This window comes from Sulfitobacter sp. CW3 (assembly GCF_019392245.1).
Taxonomy (GTDB): Bacteria; Pseudomonadota; Alphaproteobacteria; order Rhodobacterales; family Rhodobacteraceae; genus Sulfitobacter.
In genome coordinates, this window is record NZ_JAHXRL010000001.1 from 660934 (window position 1) to 682152 (window position 21219).

Here is a 21219-nt window from a genome sequence, read left to right on the forward strand (position 1 = left end):
GCTCAGGCTTTTGCTTTTTTGGCCTGCTTTTCCTTGGCGATGACATGTTCGGCCAGATCGCGGGCAATGGCAAAGGCCCCTTTGATCTTGTCTGTATCCGTGGCCCAATCGCGTTTCACCACGATCTTGTTGTCTTTGACTTTGGCCAGTCCACGTTGGTCTTGAATGAACGTGACCAAGCCTTCGGGCGAGGCGAATTTGTCGTTGTGGAACTGGATCGTCACGCCTTTTGGGCCGCCGTCCAGTTTCGCGATCCCTGCCCGTTTGCACATCGCTTTGATGCGGATCACAAGGATCAGCGTGTTCACTTCGCGCGGCAGCTTGCCGAAACGGTCGATCATTTCGGCGGCAAAGCCTTCGAGTTCGACCTTGGTGGTCAGGCTGGACAGGCGGCGGTACAGCCCCAGCCGCACATCAAGGTCAGGCACATAGGCTTCGGGGATCAACACAGGCACGCCCAGATTGATCTGCGGCGCCCATTGGCCGTCATCGTCGATCACGCCTTCCAGCTCGCCCGCTTTGATCTTGGCAATCGCGTCTTCCAGCATGGATTGGTACAGCTCAAACCCGACGTCGCGCATCTGGCCGGATTGTTCCTCGCCCAGCAGGTTGCCCGCGCCGCGAATGTCCAGATCTTGGCTGGCCAGCGTGAACCCTGCCCCCAACGTATCAAGGCTGCCCAACACCCGCAGACGTTTTTCCGCGGTGGCGGTCAGTTTGGCGCGCGGTTTGGTGGTCAGATAAGCATAGGCGCGGGTTTTCGAACGACCGACACGTCCGCGAATTTGATAAAGCTGCGCCAGACCAAACATATCGGCGCGGTGCACGATCATGGTGTTCGCGGTCGGGATATCCAAACCGGATTCAACGATCGTGGTGGCCAGCAGGATGTCATATTTTCCGTCATAAAACGCGTTCATCCGGTCATCGAGTTCGCCCGCCGCCATCTGGCCATGGGCCACCAGATAGGTCAGTTCTGGCAGTTGTTCCTTCAGGAAGGCCTCGATCTCGGGCAGATCCGAGATGCGCGGGACCACATAAAAGGACTGTCCACCGCGATAATGTTCGCGCAGCAACGCCTCGCGCAGGGTGACGCTGTCGAATTCGCTGACATAGGTGCGGATCGCCAAGCGGTCGACGGGCGGCGTGCCGATGATCGACAAATCGCGCACGCCGGTCAGGCTTAGCTGCAAGGTGCGCGGGATCGGTGTCGCGGTCAGGGTCAGCACGTGAATATCGGTGCGCATCGCCTTCAGGCGCTCTTTGTGGCCGACACCGAAATGCTGTTCTTCGTCAATGATCAACAGGCCCAAGTTATTGAACTTGATGTTCTTTGCCAGCAACGCATGGGTGCCGATAACAACATCGACTGTGCCTTTGGCCATGCCTTCACGAGTGGCGTTTGCTTCTTTTGCAGACACAAAACGCGACAGCTGGCGGGCCTCAAGCGGGAAGCCACGGAAGCGTTCGGCAAAGGATTTGTAATGCTGCCGTGCGAGCAAGGTCGTCGGCGCGATAACCGCCACCTGAAGGCCCGACATCGCAGCCACGAATGCGGCGCGCATGGCGACCTCGGTCTTGCCAAAGCCGACATCACCGCAAATCAGACGGTCCATCGGGTTGCCGCTGGTCAGATCGTCGACCACATCGTTGATCGCCGACATCTGGTCGTCGGTTTCGGTATAGGGGAAGCGCGCGGAAAACGCGTCCCACATGCCCGGCGGTGGGTCCATAATCGGCGCGCGGCGCAGGGCACGTTCGGCTGCGATGCGGATCAGCTTGTCCGCCATCTCGCGGATACGTTCCTTGAGCTTGGCCTTTTTCGACTGCCATGCTCCGCCGCCCAGCTTGTCCAGCAGACCTTCGTCATGGCCGTATTTCGACAGCAGTTCGATGTTTTCGACTGGCAGGTAAAGCTTTGAATTCTCGGCATATTCCAGCAGCAGGCATTCATGGGCGGCCCCTGCGGCGGTGATGACCTCCATCCCCAGATAGCGGCCAATGCCGTGGTCCACATGCACCACCAGATCGCCGGGCGTCAGGGATTGCGTTTCCGTGAGGAAGTTTTCAGCGCGGCGTTTGCGTTTGGTCGCCCGGATCAGACGGTCGCCCAGAATATCCTGTTCGGAAATGACGGTCAGCTTTTGGCCATCCCCCGACAAAGGGGCCTCGAACCCGTGTTCCAGCGCCCAAACCGCCTGATAAAGGCCGCGTTTGCCGATGCGTGTGCCATTGGCGATCGGAATGGTTTCACCCATGCCTTCGTCTTCGATCAATCCGGTCAGACGTTCGCGCGCACCTTCGGAATAGCTGGCGATGACAACGGGGCCTTCGGTCAGCTTTACCTTAAGATGCGACGCCAAGGCACCGAAAAGGCTGATAGATTCTTGCTGGCGTTCCGGCGCAAAATCACGGCCAATACGGCCGCCCGCGTCCAGCACATTCGGGCCTGTGGGCTGCGGCAAGGGTTTGAACTGGATCACCCGCTTGCCAATCAACGCCTGTTCCCATGCGGTATCGGTCAGGTACAACCCTTCGGGCGGCGCGGGTTTATAGACGCTGTCCATCTTGGACCGGTTCGCCATGGCCAGCCGCCGCGTCTCGTATTGATCGGCGATGCTGTCCCACCGCGACAAGCGCTGCGCGGTGACCTGATCGTCCAGCGTGACGGTGGCCTTGGGCAGATAGTCAAAGATGGTCTCAAGCTCTTCGTGAAAGAACGACATCCAATGTTCGGCACCTTGGTGCTTGCGGCCCGCGCTGATCGCCTCGTACAGCGGATCATCCGTGCCAGCGGCCCCGAATTCGATACGATAATTCTGGCGGAAACGCGTAATCGCCGCCTCGTCCAGGATTACCTCGCTTACGGGGGCAAGTTCGATTATTTCCAGCTTTTCGGTGGTGCGTTGGGTCAGCGGATCAAAGCGGCGCGCGCCATCGAGTGTATCGCCGAACAGGTCCAGCCGCACAGGCCCCAGATCACCGGGCGGATAGATATCGATAATGCCGCCGCGAATGGCATAATCGCCGGGTTCGGTCACTGTCGGGCTTTGCACAAACCCCATACGCACCAGAAAATTCCGCAAGGCCGCTTCGTCGATGCGGTCGCCTACACGGGCAGAAAACGCAGCATCGCGTAGAATGGCCCGCGCCGGCACCCGTTGGGTCGCGGCGTTCAACGTGGTCAGCAGGATAAACTGGTCCGGCATCCCGTGCACCAACCCTGCCAGCGTGGCCATGCGCTGCGCCGAAATATCGGCGTTGGGCGACACGCGGTCATAGGGCAGACAATCCCAGCCGGGAAAGGTGATCACCGGCACATCGGGCGCAAAAAAACGACAGGCGGCTTGCATCGCGGCCATACGTTTATCGTCGCGCGCAACATGGATCACGGGGCGCTTGTTTTTGGCCAGCTCATCCAGCAAAGCGCGGGCATCAAAGCCCTCGGGCACACCGGACAGCGTTATTTGTGTGGAATTCGACATGAGATGTCAGTTGTTCCTTGGGTCAGGTTTGTCAACCGCCGAACGGACCCACATAAAGGTTTTGATACATGCCCCAGATCGACGTGACGAAAATCGAAACGATCCCGATGATCTGCGTATACAGGCGGTGACGCGAAAGCCGTTTATACAGCAGCTCGCCCGTGGCGGATTCCTCGTATATCTGTTGGGCGGTTGAAACATTCAGCATGCCGACCACGGACAAGGGAAATGCTAGGAAAAGCACCGCTTGGGCGAATTCGACGCTATAAAAGACGGCCAGTATGAACAGCACCGTCAGGACAAAGCTGGCTAACGTCAAAATCAACATCCCCGACACTTGGGTGATGTACAGCGTGCGGTTGACGTTGATACGGACCATGTCTTCTAGATCGACTTGGGTTTGCTCTCCGTGGCGGCGGGCGCGCAACACCATATCGTAAGGGACGCCCAAAACCCAGTGGCTTACCGATGACCACACGACGGCCAGTACAATCCAGAACCACAGGTTTGAGAACGACCGCATGTCGATCACTTCTAAGATTGTCTGATACAAGTCCAAGGAATGCCTGTCTCTGCTCTTAAAAATAGCGGATTGCGGCAATTCTCGCCGCGCCTACGCTGTCATAGCGGCGCTTGCCGCCAATTCCTAGCCTTGAGCCGTGCAAAAATAAATGCCAAGCCTTATGCAGAAACATCTAAGGTATTTTTACATGAGACCCCAACAAGCCGCCTATCCCGCGACACGACTGCGCCGCACCCGTCAATCTGCAGGCATCCGTGCGCTGGTGCGTGAAAACTCGCTTGAACTGGGGGATCTGATCTGGCCGGTTTTCGTGCGCTCTGGCGAAGGGATCGAGGAACCCATTCCATCTATGCCCGGGGTGTTCCGCCGCAGCGTCGACAAAGTCGTCGAGGCGGCGCGCGAGGCGGCTGATCTGGGGATCGGGGCGATGTGCATCTTTCCCTATACCGGGATCGAAGATCGCACAGAGGATTGCGCGGGCGCATGGGACCCCGAGAACAACCCCAACCGTGCCATTCGCGCGATCCGCGAGGCGGTGCCTGAAATGGTGATCATGACCGATGTGGCGCTGGATACCTATAATATCAACGGCCATGATGGCTTTGTCGAAGATGGGATCATCGTCAATGACCGCACGGTCGAGGCCTTGGTAAAAATGTCGCTGGCCCAAGCCGAGGCCGGGGCGAATATCATCGGGCCGTCTGATATGATGGACGGTCGCATCGGGGCGATCCGTGCGGGTCTGGAAGGCGCAGGCCACAGCGATGTGATGATCATGAGCTATTCGGCGAAATATGCGTCTGCATTCTATGGCCCGTTCCGCGATGCGGTTGGCGCATCAGGCGCACTGACGGGCGATAAAAAGACCTATCAGATGGATTATGCCAACAGTGACGAGGCCCTGCGCCTGATTGAACGCGATCTGCGCGAGGGTGCGGACATGGTCATGGTGAAACCCGGCCTGCCCTATCTGGATATTTGCCACCGCGTGAAAACCACCTTTGGCGCGCCAACCTTTGCCTATCAGGTGTCCGGTGAATACAGCATGATCAAGGCCGCCGCCCAAAACGGGTGGATCGACGAAGAGCGCGTGATGATGGAAAGCCTGATGGGCTTCAAGCGTGCAGGCTGTGATGGTGTGCTGACCTACTTCGCGCCCGCAGTTGCGCGTTTGATGGGGTCTTGACCCTAAAACCCGCGCAAAAATCGTGAATGGGCGGCAGTTCACCGCCGATTCATGCCCTAAAATGGTGACACCCCGGATTATTCGGCATAAGGTCGCCCATAAGTCGGGAGAAGCCGGCACAGGCAATTACAGGCATATGACAATGAGCAATTCTTCTTTTTCGCGCCGCGCGTTTGCGTTGGGCGCGTTGGCAACTGCCGGGGCCGTGGCGGCATGCGGCAATGGTGTCGGAAGCCGTGGCAGCGGTCAGATCGATGCACGGGTCGAAGCAACCCTGCAGCAGATGTACCGCGAATACCCCAACACACGGCAACTGGCCGCGAAATCTAACGGTATGCTGGTCATGCCACTGGTCACCGAAGCGGGCCTTGGCCTGGGCGGCGGTTACGGGCGCGGTGCGCTGCGTGTGAACAATGTTTCGGTCGATTACTATTCGATGACCAAGGCGTCGGGCGGGCTTCAGATTGGTGCGCAGCAATACGCGCATGTTCTGTTTTTCATGACCGAAGACGCGCTGAACAATTTCCGCCGTTCCCCCGGTTGGGCTGCGGGCGCGAACATCGAGTATGTGATTGATAATGTGGGCGACAGTGTGAACGCTGGCACCACTACATCGCTTTCTCCGGTCTTGGCCGCCGTGTTTGGCCGTGCCGGTCTGCGCATCGGTGCCACCCTCGAGGGCAGCAAATACACGCGCATCATTCCATAAGTAGAAATGCCCGGCCCGCAGATGTTGCGGACCGGGCGTTATTTCTAGCCTGCGGCGTTCAGACGTTTGATCAGGCTTGAGGTGTCCCAACGGCCACCGCCCAGTTTCTGCACATCCTTATAGAACTGATCGACCAAGGCTGTGACGGGCAGGCTTGCCGCGATCTCGTCTGCGGTGTCCAGACAGATGCCCAGATCCTTGCGCATCCAGTCCACAGCGAAACCGTGATCGAACTTATCGTCCAGCATCGTCTCAAAGCGGTTGGACATTTGCCAGCTTCCAGCGGCACCTTGGCTGATGACTTCGACCACATCGCGGCCATCAAGGCCGGCTTTCTGTGCGAAATGCAGCGCCTCGGACAGGCCTTGAACCAGACCCGCAATCGCGATCTGGTTGCACATTTTGGTCATCTGGCCTGCGCCTGTGTCGCCCAAACGGCGGCAAATCTTGGAATAGACCTCCATGATCGGCAAGGCACGGTCAAACGCACCCGCATCGCCGCCGCACATAATCGACAGTTGGCCGTTTTCCGCGCCCGCCTGCCCGCCTGAAATCGGCGCATCCACAAAACTGATCTGCGCGTCATTTGCGGCGCTGGACAGCTCACGGGTTACAGCCGCGGAAACGGTGGTGTGATCGACAAATACTGTCCCCCCGGCCATACCGGCGAACGCGCCATCCGCGCCCACGCAGACAGACCGCAGATCATCATCATTGCCCACGCAGGAAAACACGAAATCGGCACCCTGCGCCGCCTCGCGCGGCGTTTCCGCCATCGCGCCGCCATAGGTTTCGGCCCATTGGCGGGCTTTTTCCGTTGTGCGGTTGTATACGGTCACGTCGTGGCCAGCTTTCTGCAGATGCCCGGCCATCGGGCCGCCCATGACGCCCAGTCCCAGAAATGCAAGTTTTGCCATCGTCTTTTCCTTATCTATTAGTTGCGCTATTGGCTGGTGTAACACCTAACATCCCACAGACTTTGGTCAATCATATGCGGGGTTTATTCAGGAGCAGCCAATGGCAGTGGTATTTAAGTGGCTTATGCGTTTGGCCAGCTTGTTGATTGTCTTAACGGTGGTCGCCCTTGTGGGTATCTATTGGCTCGCGTCGCGGTCCCTGCCTGAATATGATGATACGGTTGCGGTGCCAAACCTGCGCGCAGAGGTCGAAATCGTGCGCGACAACGCCAATGTGCCGCATATTTTCGGGCAGAATGATCAGGACGTGTTTTATGGCCTAGGCTTTGCCCATGCCCAAGATCGCCTGTGGCAGATGATCACCATGCGCCGCACGGTTCAGGGCCGCCTGTCCGAGGTGTTCGGCAGTGCGACAATAGAAATTGACCGCTTGCTGCGGCGGCTTGATCTGTACCCTCTGGCTGTCCGATCCGTTGAAACGCTTGATCCCAAAACCCGCGCCGCACTTGATGCATATGCTGCAGGCGTGAATGCGCGGCTTGACCAGATCAACAACGAGGCATTGGGCCGGGGTGCGCCCGAAATGCTGATTTTCGATGTGCCCGTCGCCCCGTGGCGCCCGGCGGATTCGCTGGCGATGGCCAAGCTGATGGCGCTGCAACTATCCGGCCATCTGGACGCCGAGGTGAAGCGCGCACGGGTATCGCTTGCCTTGCCGGATCAAGAACGTCTGATGGATATTCTGCCCGATGCGCCAGGTAACGGGATCGCAGCGCTGCCGGAATACGCAGCACTTGTGCCGGGGGTGCCGCAATTTGCCGAAAACATCCCCCTTGATCCCAATCCGCTGTCGCCGTTCAAACCCTTTGACCTTGCCGGTGCATCGAATGCATGGGCCGCGGCGCGTGACCGGTCTGCGTCGGGCGGCACGCTGATCGCCAATGATCCGCATCTTGGCTTTACCGCGCCCAGCATCTGGTATCTGGCGCGGTTGGAACTGCAATCGGGCGGTGTGATTGGCGGCACGATCCCCGGTCTGCCTGTGGTGTTGACGGGCCGCTCGGCTGCGTTGGGCTGGGGCATCACATCATCCTATGCCGATGATCAAGACGTCTATGTAGAAGAACTGAACCCCGAAAATCCCGAAGAATACCGTACCCCGGACGGGTTCAAACCCTTTGTCAAACGCGCGTCGATCATCACCGTAAAAGACGCCGATCCCATCACCCTGACCCTGCGTTGGACAGATAACGGCCCCGTGCTGCCCGGCAGCCACTACAACCTTGCCGCCATTACCCCACCGGGTCACGTGGCCACTGTGAACTGGACAGCGCTCAGCCCCGCCGACACCTCCGTCGCGGCCGCCATGGCACTGATGGAGGCGAAATCGGTCGAAGCAGGCCTTGCCGCCGCTGCCGACTACCTTGCGCCGTCGCAAAACCTGACGCTTGTTGATGCCGAAACGATTGCGATGAAAACAATTGGTGCATTGCCTGCCCGCGATCCTGCCCACCAAAGCCAGGGTCGCATGCCCACCGTCGGCTGGAACGCCGCCAACCGCTGGCAAGGGCGGCTGCCTTATGCGTCAAACCCCGAATTTGTTGCCCCGCTTGGCGGCATTCTGGGCAACACCAACAACAAGACCGTGGATCGCCCCTTTCCCAACCATGTGTCGTTTTTGTGGGGCGATACGCAGCGCATACAGCGCTGGCGTAACCTGATGCAACGCCGTCAGGTCCACACCCGCGACAGCTTTATCGAAGCGCAACTTGATACGGTCAGCTTTACCGCGCGCAGTTTGCTGCCGCTGATCGGTGCCGAGTTGTGGTTCACTGGCGAAGCCACCGCCGAAGGCACAGCCGAGCGTCAACGCGAACGTGCTTTGATCTTGCTAGCGGGCTGGTCCGGCGAGATGAACGAACACCTGCCAGAACCGCTGATCTATGCGGCGTGGCTGCGCGCCCTGCAGGACCGCCTGATCCAGGATGAGCTGGGTCCCTTGGCGCAGGAATTCGACCATGTCGAACCGCTGTTCATCGAACGGGTGTTCCGCAATGTCGATGGTGCGGCTGTCTGGTGCGATGTGCTGCAATCCGCGCCGGTTGAAACCTGCCCGGATATGGCCCGGCTTGCCTTGGATGATGCGCTGATCTGGATCAACGAAACATGGGGCAGCCAGCTTGAATCCCTGCGATGGGGCGATGCGCATCAAGCCACCCACGATCACCCGACGCTGGGCGAGGTGCCAATCCTGCGCTATTTCGTCAACATCCGCCAATCGACCTCGGGGGGGGATAATACCCTGCTGCGCGGCCGTACCAAGGGCACCAGCCCCGATCCGTTTTTTAACGTGCACGGGGCCGGATACCGCGGCGTCTATGACTTTGCCGATCCGGATTCGTCGGTCTTCATCACCTCGACCGGACAATCGGGACATTTCCTGTCCCGCTACTATGACAACTTGGCCCAGTTGTGGCGGCGCGGTGAATATATCCCCATGTCGCTGGACGAGGATCTGGCCCGCGCCGCATCAGTGGGCGTGACCAAACTGATCCCGGCGCAACCATGAACCGCGTAATCCTGTTCAACAAACCCTTCGGGGTCCTGTCGCAATTCACCGACAAAGGCACCGAAGGGTCGCCGCGCCCGACCCTATCGGCCTATATCGATGAAAAAGGGTTCTACCCCGCAGGCCGCCTTGACCGCGACAGCGAAGGGTTGATGGTGCTCACCGACAGCGGTCCGCTCCAAGCCCGGATATCGCACCCAAAATACAAGCTGGCAAAAACCTACTGGGTTCAGGTCGAAGGGACCCCCGATGATGCGGCCCTCGACGCGCTGCGCAACGGTGTCACCCTGAAAGACGGTAAAACCGCCCCTGCCAAAGTCAGCCAAATCGATACCCCGGCCAACCTTTGGGACCGGGACCCGCCCGTACGGTTTCGTAAATCAGTGCCCGATGCTTGGCTTTCGATCACCATCACCGAAGGCCGCAATAGACAGGTGCGCCGCATGACAGCCCATGTGGGCCTGCCGACGCTGCGTCTGATCCGCGCCCAAGTCGGTGACTGGCAACTCAACAACATGCAACCCGGCACATGGCGCTTCTCATCGGAAACAGGCCGCTAATTCCAAATGGATAAAAATCCCGGGGGGCGGCCAAAGGCCGGGGGGCTGGCCCCCAACAACATGTGACGCCTAGGAAACCGCCCGCGTCACCCACACACCGACAGCTGCCGAAACACCGGTCAACACCACGCCCCATGAAAAATCCGTCGCCACCATCTGCGGCGTCCAGTCCTTGAGCGTAGCAAGGTTGGTGAATTCATAAGTGCCATAGCCCAACGCCCCAATCAGCGCGGCGTTGACAAAGACCCAGACCAACCCCTTGTCCTGCACCACCGCAGGCCAGGATACGAAATACAACAACACCGCGATGTAAAAGCCGTAGAAAGCAAACGCTGGGACTAAACGAAACCGATCCAGCAACAGTGGCCCGATGTTGCGGGAAAAGACCGGTTTGACCAAATAGGTCAGCCCCAGAAAATCCAGACCCAGAAAAACCGCAAAGGTCAGCACATATAGTATGATCAGCGTCATAAGCATTCTCCGGCTGTGATATGAGACTACCATATGTGTCAGGCACCGGAAAATTCGAATTTTCCGGCCAAAATTTTTGGGGGTGTCCGCAAACCGTGTTGGTTCGCTTCGCCTTGACTCGAAAAAGCCTATCTTACTCCGCCTTACCCGCGGAGGATGCCCTTGCTACACCACGACTTTCGCCGTTTTATCGATGCCCTTGATGACCTGAACCCGGCCCAGATCGAGGATGCACAAACGAAAATCCAGGATCTCCGTAGGCAGACGGAAGCGATCTCGGAAATCGAAGCGCGGACGAACCAAGAACGCAAGTGCCCTTTCTGCTGCGACGAGCGGCGCCAGAAGTGGGGCCGCACACGAACCAAGGTCCAGCGCTACCGATGTAGCGGCTGCCAGAAGACATATTCTGGCCGGACCGGAAGCGTCATCGGCCGCATTCATCGTCCTGACCTGTTCATGGTCGTGCTGAGGAATATGCTGGGACCTCACGCGCCGCAGTCGGTGCGTAAGCTTGCGAGGCAGCTGAAGCTCAACAAATATACGGTCTGGCGCTGGCGGATGCTGGTGTTTTCGATCATCGGCCATGGCACTGTGACGGGCTTCTCCGGGATTATCGAGGCGGATGAAACCTACCAGCGGGAGTCGCGCAAGGGTTCTCGCGAATGGGTCCGGCACTTCGCCGATCCGAAGAAGGTCGCGCCGCCGCCCCGTCCACGATGGGAGGATTTCACCACGCAGGGGCTTAAGATGATGCGGGGCCTGTCGAGGTGGCAACTGCCCATTCTCACCGTCGCTGACCGTGGCGGCGCGCGTCTCTTCCGACGTCTGCCGAACCGCAGGGGCGTTACGCTGGAACACGCCATGAAGCCGCTGGTTCCGAGGGATGCCATGCTATGTTCGGACGTTGCCAATGGCTACAAAAACCTCGCAGCCGCAGGCGGTCTCGAACACTACGTCGTCGGCAGCAAGCCCGGAACGCGCGTGGCCTCTGACTGCTATCACATCCAGAACGTGAACTCGCTCCATGCCCGCTACAAGATGTTCATCAAGCCCTTCTGTGGACCGGCCACGAAGAACCTGAACGGCTACATCCGCTGGCTGGAGATTCGGCTGGCCGGTGTGCGACCGGCAGAGGTTGTCCGCAGGTCATAAATCAAGTGTCGCGGCAGTGGTCTGCTTTGATTCCATTGCTTCCCGTTACTATTGGTTTAGGCTGGCACCCTAAGACAAATTCGGAAGGCAGTGTGATGTCTCGAACCCTGGGGCCTATACTCAACCCCCAATCAACAGAGGCAATGGCCATCACGCTGGGTCGAAAAGCCTTCCTCCGCGAGTTGGTTGTTGCCGCTCTTCTGTCGCTGACCCTACCAATGGTGAGCGTTGCTGGAGTCTATTTCTACATACACATAAGCGCGATGAACCCGATTGGCCTCGCGCTTGGCGTGATCGTGGTCTCGGGTCTTACGGCAATTCCCTTGATATTCTATGCATCACTGCGCCTCAACGCTGCCACTCTGGCTCGCGAAAGGGCGTCAGCGGGCGTGCCAGAGCAACTGATCCACAAGCCGTTAGAGGGGCCGTTCTTGTTGCGGAGATCTATAGTCGCTGGTTCTGTCCAGTCACGGATCATCGCTGGCTTCCCTGTTTGTATTGGTTTTGGAATAGAGTTTGCGCTTATGGCATATCTTACCAACAGTATTGGCTTCCTTCTTCTCCATGTTCCGATTGGAGCGACGCTCGCCGCTCAAATAATCATTGCCGCAAACCTACTTCGGTGAGCGTCCGCTTTGTCTCGCATAGCTGACCAACACGATTTGCGGACACCCCCAAATTTTTCGGAAAAATTTTATGCCGCGCGCTGCAGCCCGTTACAGCCGCTGATACTGGGCTTCTTGTTCGGCCGACCAGCGTACCGTCAGGGCAAAGCCGTCATCGGTCTGCTCTTCGTGTAAAACCACCTCTTGGGCAAACAGCCAGGCACGTTTTTTACCTTCGGCAAACCCAAGCACCAGATCGGCTTCACGCACAGCGCCTTGCAGGGCCTCTGCAATCACCGTTTGAAATTCGTCCAGGCCCTCGCCCGTCAGTGACGAAATCGCCAAGACGTTCTCGTCTCGGGCCGCGCGGGCGCGAACTGCATCGGCGCGGTCCGGGCTTAGCAGGTCGATCTTGTTCCAGACCTCAAAGCTGCGGGTTTCCTTGGGCACGCCCAAAGACGCCAGAATATCGCGGACATTCTGGGCCTGCTCTTCGGTCTCGGCATGGGAAATATCGCGCACGTGGCAGATGATATCGGCGGCCAACACCTCTTCGAGGGTGGCGCGGAATGCGGCAACCAGTTCCGTCGGCAGGTCCGAGATAAATCCAACCGTGTCGCTTAGAATAATCTCGGGGCCGTCGGGCAGGACAAGGCTGCGCATGGTCGGGTCGAGCGTGGCAAAAAGCATGTCTTTTGCCATCACGTCCGCACCGGTCAACCTGTTGAAAAGCGTCGATTTTCCGGCGTTAGTGTAGCCGACCAATGCCACAATCGGAAACGGCACCTTGGCGCGGGCGGCACGGTGCAGCGCGCGGGTTTTGACGACTTTATCAAGCTGGCGGCGCAAGCGAACCAGTTGTTCGTCGATCGCGCGTCTGTCCGATTCAATCTGGGTTTCACCGGGACCACCGACAAAGCCCAATCCGCCACGTTGGCGTTCAAGGTGGGTCCAGGCGCGTACAAGCCGCGTCCGCTGATAGTTCAGCGCGGCCATTTCGACCTGCAATACGCCCTCGCGGGTGGCAGCACGGTCGCTAAAAATCTCGAGGATCAGACCGGTCCGGTCCAACAGCTTTACGCCCCATGCTTTTTCAAGGTTGCGTTGCTGTACTGGCGTCACATGCCCGTCGACCAAGACCAGCTCGACCTCGGCGTCCTCCATGCGGCGTTTCAGCTCTTCGATCTTGCCGGACCCGAACAGCATACCGGCTTGCACGGTCCGCAAGATGACAACCTCTTGTCCGACGACTTCGAGCTGGGGCAGCGCTTGCGCCAATGCAACCGCCTCGGCCAGAGCCGGTTCCGCGATTCGGCGGCTGTTATCGGTTTTAATGTCAGGGTGTAACACCCAAGCCCGTGTCATTTTCGGGCCTGCGGTGTCGTCGATCTGGAAAGGAGGGCGCGTCAATTCGCGTCTTCACCTTCGTAAAGCGAGATTGGCTGACTTGGCATTATGGTCGAGATCGCGTGTTTATACACAAGCTGCGACTGCCCATCCCTGCGCAAAAGTACACAAAAGTTATCAAACCAAGTGATCACGCCTTGCAGCTTTACACCGTTGATCAAAAAGATCGTTACCGGAACTTTGGTTTTGCGCACATGGTTCAGGAATGCGTCCTGAAGGTTCTGTCTGTCAGACGCCATAATGGTCTCGCCTTTATTCTTGCTGTTGTTCTTGCTGATGTCCGCGGACCGGACCCCTATTTCGAACGAGTATGTAGATGCCCGTCAGGAGTTTCCACCCCAAATGTCACACAGCACCGTACGGCAGATTGCAATCCGTGTCACGCGCGCCACAGGTCTGGGGTCAGCAGCGCGATAATGGCGAGGGTTTCGAGCCGTCCCAGCACCATCGCACCGATCAGGATTATCTTGGCCGGGTCGCCCAGATCGATCAGCGTAATCGGCGCGTCAGCGGCAAATTCGATCAGCGGCCCTGTGGTGGACAGGCTGGCCACAGACATCACCAGCGCATCCTCGAACGGGGCACCGACAAAGGTCAAAAGCAGCGTGACACCGGCCAATGACAGGGCAAACAGCATGAAAAAGATCCATGCGATAAAGGCACCGTTGCTTTGGAGCCGTCGGCCCGTGGTCCCTGCCCCCGACACCGAATGCGGGTGCACCAGCCGTTCCAATTCCCGCGCGCCATTGCGATACAGCGCAAATACCCGCAGCAATTTCACGCCGCCTGCGGTGGTGGCCACCCCGCCCCCGACCAATGCCAGCCCCATCAGGATCAGGCCCGGTGTTTCCAGTCCAGACCAGCTTTGGGCTTGGGCCCAGGACGAACTGACAAACCCCGTGGTGGTCAAAAATGATGTGACGGTGAAAATCGCGCCCCAAAGCGCGCTACCGCTCTCATAGGCCTCGCCGGGGGCGGATACGTCAAAGGCACCCAGAAAATGCCGCGCAAATAGAATCAGCGGCACGCCGATGATCAGGGCCAGCCCCATGCGGAATTCCGGATCGGTCCGCAATCCGCCTTGGGTGGCCGTCACCGTATCCTTGGAAAAGGTCAGGCGCGACAGCGCGAACAGCATAAACAGCATCATCACTGCCTCGGCACCAAAGCTGACCCCGGTGTCATGGGTGCCGCCCAAAGGCGAGATGCCGGATGTCGCCATGACGGACATGGCATGGCACAGCGCCACCAGCGACCGGTCCCCGTTGGCCAGCAGCAGAACCCATAAAAGCAGCGTCAGGGCCAGATAGGTCGGTGCCAATGCCCCGGCCGACCGTATCAAGCGCAGGCGCGGGTTCACCGGCGCGGATGCGGTTGTGCGGCGGTCGTCGGGGTTGCCGGGTTCGGCTTGGGATGTGACCTCGAACCCGCCAAGATGCAGGGGGGCCAAAATCGCCGAGGCTGCGATCCACATCAGCAATCCGCCCATCCACGCGACCTGCGCACGCCACAGATGCAGGGTGTCGCTGAGCCGGCCGGGATCGTCAAACAGGCTGGCCCCCGTGGTCGTGATCGAGCTGACCATGTCGAAATATGCGTTAATGAACCGCGTGGTGGGCAAGGCCTCAAGAAACGGGATCGCAAGGATCGCGGGCAAAATCACAAAGCTGGAAAACAGCGACAGCAACGGCCCCAAAGATCCATGCCGCGCCTTGCGCCCCGAATGGGCGATTGCAATCATCGCAAAGACGATGACGCCGAGCAGACAGGAATAGAAAAACGCGCGCGATGCCAGCAGATCATCGGTGACCACGGCAAAGAACGCCGGAATGATCATGGACGCGCTAAAGATGCCGAAGATCAGCAAAAACAGCGGTAGATCAAGGATTTCCCGGCGAATATGGCTTTTGCGTTTCATGTTGGGGCATCCGGGTATCGCATCAGAAAAAGTCGATCGATACCTGCATCAACTGTTCAACCTGCGGCACGTCTTTGGCCAGACAGAAAACAGCGATCACATCGCCTTCGTCAATGCGGGTGGTGCCCAAGGGCCGGATCACCTGATCCCCCTTGCGTACCATGCCGACCAACACGCCTTCGGGGAAATCAATGTCGGTGATGCGTTTGCCAGCCAAAGGCGAGGTGGAAAGCACTTCGGCCTCGATCACTTCGGCTTCGGCATCGCCGATGGAATAGACCGACCGCACGCGGCCATGGCGAATATGGCGCAGGATCGAACTGACCGTGGTTGCACGCGGGTTGATATAGGCGTCGATACCAAGCGGCTGCATCAAGGGCACCAAGGTCGGATCGTTGATCAATGCGATCACAAAGGGGCAGCCTTCGGCCTTGGCGCGGACACAGGCCAACATGTTGGTTTTGTCATCATCGGTAATGGCCATCATCGCATCGGCACGGCTGATCCCGGCCTCGGCCAGCAGGGCGGCATCCAGACCGTCGCCGTTCAGAACAATCGTGCGTTCCAGCGCCTCGGCGGCGCGTTCGGCGATGGCGCGGTTTTTTTCGATCATCTTGGTGCGGACGCGTCTTTCCTTGCCTTCAAGGTTTTGTGCGACGGCCAGACCGACATTGCCACCACCCACCAAGACAACGCGTTCCAGCTTGCTGGTTTTCTTGCCAAAAATATCAAGAGTGCGGGCGATATCATCGCGGTGCGTAAAGACATAACACGCGTCGCCAACAAACAGCTGGTCTTTGCTTTCGGGGGCGAACAACGTGCCATCACGGCGCACACCAACGACAACGGCGCGTAAGGTCGAAAACAGATCAGACAGCTGACGCAACGGCGTGTTCACGACCGGGCAACCCTCGTCGATCTGGATACCGATCAGGTGGGCCATGCCATCCATAAAGGTTTCGGTATCAAAAGACGCAGGGGCCGACAGACGTTGCAGGGCGGCTGCCGCGACTTCCTTTTCTGGGCTGATCACCACGTCGATGGGCATGTGATCGCGGCGGTACAGGTCGGAATAAATCGCTGTCAGATAGGACTGACTGCGCAAACGGGCAATCTTGCGGTTGATGCCGAAAACCGAATGGGCCACCTGACAGGTGACCATGTTGACCTCGTCCGAATGGGTGGCGGCAATAATCATTTCCGCGTCGCGCGCGCCTGCACGGTCCAACACATCGGGATAGCTGGCAAAGCCCGCAATCCCCTGAACATCCAGCGTATCCGTCGCACGGCGTACCAGATCGGCGTTGCTGTCGACGATTGTCACGTCATTGCGTTCGCCAGACAAATGGCGCGCGATTTGCCAGCCGACTTGACCTGCACCGCAAATAATCACTTTCATGAAAGGTTCCTTTGGTGTTGCGCCTGATAGTGGGGCAAGGCGGAAACCACCCGCTTGATCGCTGATTTGAATGACAGATGGCTTTGCAAGGGTCAATTCAAATGTCTACATGAGGGTAGCGGTAAAATGGGACCAGTGCGATGAAACATTTGACTATGACTGCGGCGGTGTTGATCGGCCTTGGAGCCTGCGCCCCGCTGAACACCTATTACAAGCCCGGTGCCGATGTGGCGTCGGTGCAGCGCCAGACCACCGCCTGCGAGGTCGAAGCGCTGGCCAAAGTGCCGGTTTCAACCCAGATCCGACGCGGGCCGCCGCGTTTTGTCCCGCCGCACACCCTGTGCAACAGCGCAGGCCACTGTCGCGTCATTCCCGGTTTTTACGAGCCGGGCGCGATTTACACGGTCGACCCCAATCTGGATCTGCGCAACCGCGTCGAGGCACAATGTATGGCCGATCAAGGGTTTGTCCCTGTATCAATCCCCGCGTGTCCCGCATCAATCGCGCAAGCGGCCCCCAAGCAGGCCACAACCACCCTGCCCCCGTTGAACGAAAAGTCTTGTGTGATCCGCAACGATGACGGCAGTTTTCAGATCGTTACCCAGGGTTAGATATCTGCCTCGGCATCCTCGTCGACATGGGCGATGCGGGTGCCGGATTTGGCGGATGTCACCACGCCCAAGCTCTTGAGTTTGCGGTGCAAAGCAGACCGTTCCATGCCGACAAAATTGGCGGTGCGGCTGATGTTGCCGCCGAAACGGTTGATCTGTGTCAGCAGATATTCACGCTCGAATGCCTCGCGGGCTTCGCGCAGCGGTAAGGTCGCCAAGGCACCTGACAGCACGACGCGGCCGTCTTCCTCGGCGTTCTCTTCCTCGCCCGGCAGCTCGCGGGCCTCGATCGGGCCGGTGCCATCGCCCAGGATCAGCACCCGTTCAACAAGGTTCTTTAGCTGGCGGACGTTGCCGGGCCAGACCATTGTTTGCAGCAACGCCACGGCATCATCCGAAAACCCGCGCAACGGTAACCCTTGGCTGCTGTTGAATTCGGCGATGAAATGATCGGCAAGAACCGGAATATCCTCGCGGCGGTCCTCGAGCGAGGGAACAGAAATCGGCACGACATTCAGACGGTGAAACAATTCCTCGCGGAATGTCTCGGCTTTGATCGCGGCATCCAGATCCTTGTTGGTGCTGGACACAACGCGCAAATCGACGCGCACCTTGTTCTGGCCCCCCACGCGGGTGAATTGCTGATCCACCAGCACCCGCAGGATTTTCGATTGGGTGCCAAGCGGCAGGTCCGCGACCTCGTCGAAAAAGATCACGCCGCCATGGGCCTGCTCAAGCAACCCCGGCTCGATCCCACGCTCGGCGCTCTCAATACCAAACAGCACTTCTTCCATCCGGTCGGGGGCGACACTGGCACAGTTGACCGTCACAAAAGGTGCAGACGCACGGGCGGAATTGTTGTGAATATAGCGCGCGGCAATTTCCTTGCCGGACCCCGCAGGCCCGCGCAGCATCACCCGGCCATTTGATTTGGTGACCTTGTCCAGCTGTCCCATCAGTGTTTTGAACGCGGTCGACGACCCGATCATATCGGCATTCACCACGTCGCGACGTTTCAGCGACAGGTTCTCGCGGCGCAGACGCGATGTTTCCATGGCGCGGCGGATCACCACCAGTAACTGATCGATATTAAACGGCTTTTCGATGAAATCATAAGCGCCCTGCTTGATCGCGGCGACGGCGATTTCGATATTGCCATGGCCCGAAATGATCACGACCGGCACATCGGGGTTATCGCGTTTGACGGTCTTGAGGATATCGATCCCGTCCATCTGGCTGTCTTTGAGCCAGATATCCAAGATCATCAGCGCGGGTGGTTCGGCGTTGATGGCCGCCACCGCTTCGTCTGAATTACCGGCAAGACGGGTGGCAAAACCTTCGTCTTCCAGAATGTCGGAAATCAGTTCGCGAATATCGCGTTCATCGTCCACGATCAGGATATCACTCATCTTGGGTCTCCAATGCGGGTGTCTTTAGGGTGGTGGCCAAGGGCAATGTAATGATTGCCATGGCCCCGAAATGGGATTGGCCTTTGAACACAGGGGCGTTTTCCAAAACCAGAGTTCCGCCATGTTCTTCGATTATCTTTTTCACGATCGGCAAACCGAGGCCGGTTCCTTCGCTGCGGGTGGTTACATAGGGTTCAAATAGCCGCGCGCGGTCTTCTGGCAACCCGATGCCGTTGTCAGCGATTGAAATTTGTAATGTGGTTTTCTGCACGGTCAGCGCGACGTTGATCCGCGGATCAAACCCCTCGGGCGCGCCTTTTTTGATTAGGCTTTCAATGGCTTCGCCCGCGTTTTTGATCAGGTTCGTCAGCGCTTGCGACAGCATGGTCGCATCCACCTGCGCCACAACAGGCCCTTCGGGCAACGTGGCGCGAATGGTCACATCGGGCTGGCCGCTTTGCTGCAATACCACTGCGTCGCCGACCAGCTGTCTGACATCCTGCTCGGTTGTTTCAGGTTCAGGCATCCGCGCAAATTTCGAAAACTCATCCACGATGCGGCGCAAATCGCCGGTCTGGCGGATAATGACGCCGGTCATCTGCTCAAGGGCGGCGGCATCATCGGGCAGCTTGCGGGCAAATTTGCGTTGGATACGCTCGGCGCTCAGTTGGATCGGTGTCAGCGGGTTCTTGATCTCGTGGGCGATGCGGCGGGCCACGTCGCCCCAGGCCGCCATGCGCTGCGCACTGACCAGATCGGTGACATCGTCGAAGGCAACAACATAGCCCTCAAGACGGCCGTCTTCGCTGCGCCGGGTGGCGACGCGCACCAACAGGTTTTCCATCTGACCATGACGCGATACTTTGACCTCGCCTTGGGCAACCTCGCCATGGCCCGAAACAACGGTGTCGAACAACGGGCCAAATTCGGGGACCGTCACCGATATCGCCAGCGATTGTTGGTCTTCCGACCAATCCAGCAACCGCATGGCCGACTTGTTCACAAAGGCAACGCGCCCTTCGGGATCAAGTCCGACAACCCCTGACGTGACCGAACTTAGTACGGAATCAAACAACCTGCGGCGGCGTTCAATCTGGCGGGTATTGTCCAGCAAGGCCTCGCGTTGGCCTTTCAGTTGTTTGGTCATCTGGTTGAAATAGCGGCCCAGCATGGCGATTTCATCATCGCCGTCTTCTTCGCGTACCTGCACCTCAAGATCGCCCGCACCAACCTGTTGCGCCGCACCCGTCAGCCGCCCCACGGGGCCGGACAGGCGTTCGGCAAACCACAGGCCCAGCCATACCGCCGCCAGAATAAGGATCAGCGCAAAGCCGACATAGAGAAGGCCAAATTCAAACAGCAACTTGCCACGGTCATTTTCAAGCTGCTGATACAGGCGCACCGTTTCTTTAGTGTCGTCCAGCAGCGACAGGATTTCACCGTCTACATCGCGGCTGATGTACAAAAACCGGTCCAGATAGGAATCGAGCGCGACAAGAGCGCGGAATTCGTTGTTTGGCCAATCTTCGATCACCAAGGGCTGGCCGTTGTTTTCCTGCGCGCGCTTAAGGTCATCCGCTTCGGGGGCTTCGTAATTGAACAAATAAGACCGATCACCACGCGCGCGGATTTGGGCAGTGCCGTCGATCAGATAGGCCTCGCGCAGGCCGCGCTGGATTTGTAGCTGCCCCTCGGCCAACAGTTGCGAATCCGGCAGCGCGATACCTTGGGCGCGGGCCAGATCAATGCCCCGTGCCAGCGACGCGGCGTCGGCGATCAGATCATCGCGCTGTTCTGATTCGTAGGCTTGCGCAGCAGCAAGCGAATTGCCGACCACACTGCGCACGCGGTCCGAAAACCACCCCTCAAGGCCGACATTAATCGTCAGCCCGGCAAAAACCGCCACACTGACCGTGGGAATAAGCGCCATAAGGGCGAACACGCCGGTCAGCCGCAGATGCAAGCGCGACCCCGCGGATTTCGCCCGGCGCGCAGCGATCAACCGGCCGACCTGAATGAAAACAAGGGCCGCCACCAACAGGATATAAACGAGATCGGTCAGCAGGATCAGCCGCAAGCTGGGCGTATTGCCGCCCTGCTCGAGCGGTCCAAGCACCAGATAGGTGATAATTGCCAGCACAGGCCCCAGGACAACAAGCCCAAGGGTCGCCAAGTTGCGATACCGCCGAACACGGCGCAGTCGCTCAAGACGCAACAGATAATAACTGCGTGACCGGGTTAGCACCCGCAATCCTCACCGATGATGTGATGCATACCTGCAACCACTGCCTATTAATG

Annotated in this window: 17 protein-coding genes; 7 read left to right on the forward strand and 10 right to left on the reverse strand. The window is 58.6% G+C overall.

What is annotated here, in order from left to right; all coding sequences use genetic code 11:
• Window positions 1–2: 2 nt before the first annotated feature.
• Both mfd and KZZ06_RS03050 read right to left on the reverse strand, forming a co-directional pair.
• Window positions 3–3485 carry a transcription-repair coupling factor gene (gene mfd, locus KZZ06_RS03045; RefSeq protein ID WP_219578534.1) on the reverse strand — a complete coding sequence of 1161 codons (3483 nt, stop codon included), beginning with the start codon at window positions 3483–3485 and terminating at the stop codon, window positions 3–5.
• 31 nt (window positions 3486–3516) lie between these two features.
• Complete coding sequence (locus KZZ06_RS03050) at window positions 3517–4044, reverse strand: component of SufBCD complex (RefSeq protein ID WP_219578535.1); 528 nt, start codon at window positions 4042–4044, stop codon at window positions 3517–3519.
• A gap of 151 nt (window positions 4045–4195) precedes the next feature.
• On the opposite strand from KZZ06_RS03050, the gene hemB reads away from it, so the two are divergent.
• Both hemB and KZZ06_RS03060 read left to right on the forward strand, forming a co-directional pair.
• The gene (gene hemB, locus KZZ06_RS03055) at window positions 4196–5194 is read left to right on the forward strand and encodes a porphobilinogen synthase (RefSeq protein ID WP_219578536.1); all 999 of its coding nucleotides are present in this window, start codon (window positions 4196–4198) and stop codon (window positions 5192–5194) included.
• 142 nt (window positions 5195–5336) lie between these two features.
• Window positions 5337–5903, forward strand: a complete 567-nt coding sequence (locus KZZ06_RS03060; protein WP_219578537.1) for a YSC84-related protein — start codon at window positions 5337–5339, stop codon at window positions 5901–5903.
• Window positions 5904–5947: 44 nt separating this feature from the next.
• Here the strand turns inward: KZZ06_RS03060 and KZZ06_RS03065 are convergent, their stop codons facing one another.
• Window positions 5948–6838, reverse strand: a complete 891-nt coding sequence (locus tag KZZ06_RS03065) for an NAD(P)-dependent oxidoreductase (RefSeq protein WP_308339995.1) — start codon at window positions 6836–6838, stop codon at window positions 5948–5950.
• Between the two features lie 82 nt (window positions 6839–6920).
• On the opposite strand from KZZ06_RS03065, the gene KZZ06_RS03070 reads away from it, so the two are divergent.
• Both KZZ06_RS03070 and KZZ06_RS03075 read left to right on the forward strand, forming a co-directional pair.
• Window positions 6921–9389, forward strand: a complete 2469-nt coding sequence (locus KZZ06_RS03070; protein WP_219578539.1) for a penicillin acylase family protein — start codon at window positions 6921–6923, stop codon at window positions 9387–9389.
• Entirely contained in the window at window positions 9386–9949 is a 564-nt protein-coding gene (locus KZZ06_RS03075) for a pseudouridine synthase (RefSeq protein ID WP_219578540.1), read from the forward strand. Before KZZ06_RS03070 ends, KZZ06_RS03075 begins: the two co-directional genes overlap by 4 nt.
• A 69-nt stretch (window positions 9950–10018) precedes the next feature.
• On the opposite strand, the gene KZZ06_RS03080 is transcribed toward KZZ06_RS03075, so the two are convergent.
• The gene (locus KZZ06_RS03080) at window positions 10019–10420 is read right to left on the reverse strand and encodes a DUF2177 family protein (RefSeq protein ID WP_219578541.1); all 402 of its coding nucleotides are present in this window, start codon (window positions 10418–10420) and stop codon (window positions 10019–10021) included.
• Between the two features lie 162 nt (window positions 10421–10582).
• On the opposite strand from KZZ06_RS03080, the gene KZZ06_RS03085 reads away from it, so the two are divergent.
• Together KZZ06_RS03085 and KZZ06_RS03090 are read left to right on the forward strand one after the other, a co-directional pair.
• The gene (locus tag KZZ06_RS03085) at window positions 10583–11572 is read left to right on the forward strand and encodes an IS1595 family transposase (protein ID WP_219578542.1); all 990 of its coding nucleotides are present in this window, start codon (window positions 10583–10585) and stop codon (window positions 11570–11572) included.
• A 143-nt stretch (window positions 11573–11715) separates the two neighbouring features.
• Window positions 11716–12198 (forward strand): hypothetical protein, encoded by a 483-nt coding sequence (locus KZZ06_RS03090; protein ID WP_219578543.1) that lies wholly within the window; start codon window positions 11716–11718, stop codon window positions 12196–12198.
• Window positions 12199–12288: 90 nt separating this feature from the next.
• Here KZZ06_RS03090 and hflX read toward each other — a convergent pair whose 3' ends face one another.
• From hflX to trkA, 4 genes are all read right to left on the reverse strand, one after another.
• Entirely contained in the window at window positions 12289–13542 is a 1254-nt protein-coding gene (hflX, locus tag KZZ06_RS03095; protein WP_219578653.1) for a GTPase HflX, read from the reverse strand.
• Window positions 13543–13583: 41 nt separating this feature from the next.
• On the reverse strand, window positions 13584–13823 hold the full coding sequence (gene hfq, locus KZZ06_RS03100; RefSeq protein WP_093915014.1) for an RNA chaperone Hfq: 240 nt from the start codon (window positions 13821–13823) through the stop codon (window positions 13584–13586).
• A gap of 140 nt (window positions 13824–13963) precedes the next feature.
• Window positions 13964–15502 (reverse strand): TrkH family potassium uptake protein, encoded by a 1539-nt coding sequence (locus KZZ06_RS03105; RefSeq protein WP_219578544.1) that lies wholly within the window; start codon window positions 15500–15502, stop codon window positions 13964–13966.
• Window positions 15503–15524: 22 nt separating this feature from the next.
• Window positions 15525–16901, reverse strand: coding sequence for a Trk system potassium transporter TrkA (gene trkA, locus KZZ06_RS03110; RefSeq protein WP_219578545.1), 1377 nt, complete (start codon window positions 16899–16901; stop codon window positions 15525–15527).
• Window positions 16902–17041: 140 nt separating this feature from the next.
• Between trkA and KZZ06_RS03115 the strand changes: the two genes are divergently transcribed.
• On the forward strand, window positions 17042–17512 hold the full coding sequence (locus tag KZZ06_RS03115) for a hypothetical protein (RefSeq protein WP_257884168.1): 471 nt from the start codon (window positions 17042–17044) through the stop codon (window positions 17510–17512).
• On the opposite strand, the gene KZZ06_RS03120 is transcribed toward KZZ06_RS03115, so the two are convergent.
• Window positions 17509–18921: a sigma-54 dependent transcriptional regulator gene (locus KZZ06_RS03120; protein ID WP_219578546.1), complete on the reverse strand. Its 1413-nt coding sequence runs from the start codon at window positions 18919–18921 to the stop codon at window positions 17509–17511. The genes KZZ06_RS03115 and KZZ06_RS03120 overlap by 4 nt on opposite strands.
• Window positions 18914–21136, reverse strand: a complete 2223-nt coding sequence (locus KZZ06_RS03125; protein WP_219578655.1) for a PAS domain-containing sensor histidine kinase — start codon at window positions 21134–21136, stop codon at window positions 18914–18916. Before KZZ06_RS03125 ends, KZZ06_RS03120 begins: the two co-directional genes overlap by 8 nt.
• Window positions 21137–21219 lie beyond the last annotated feature (83 nt).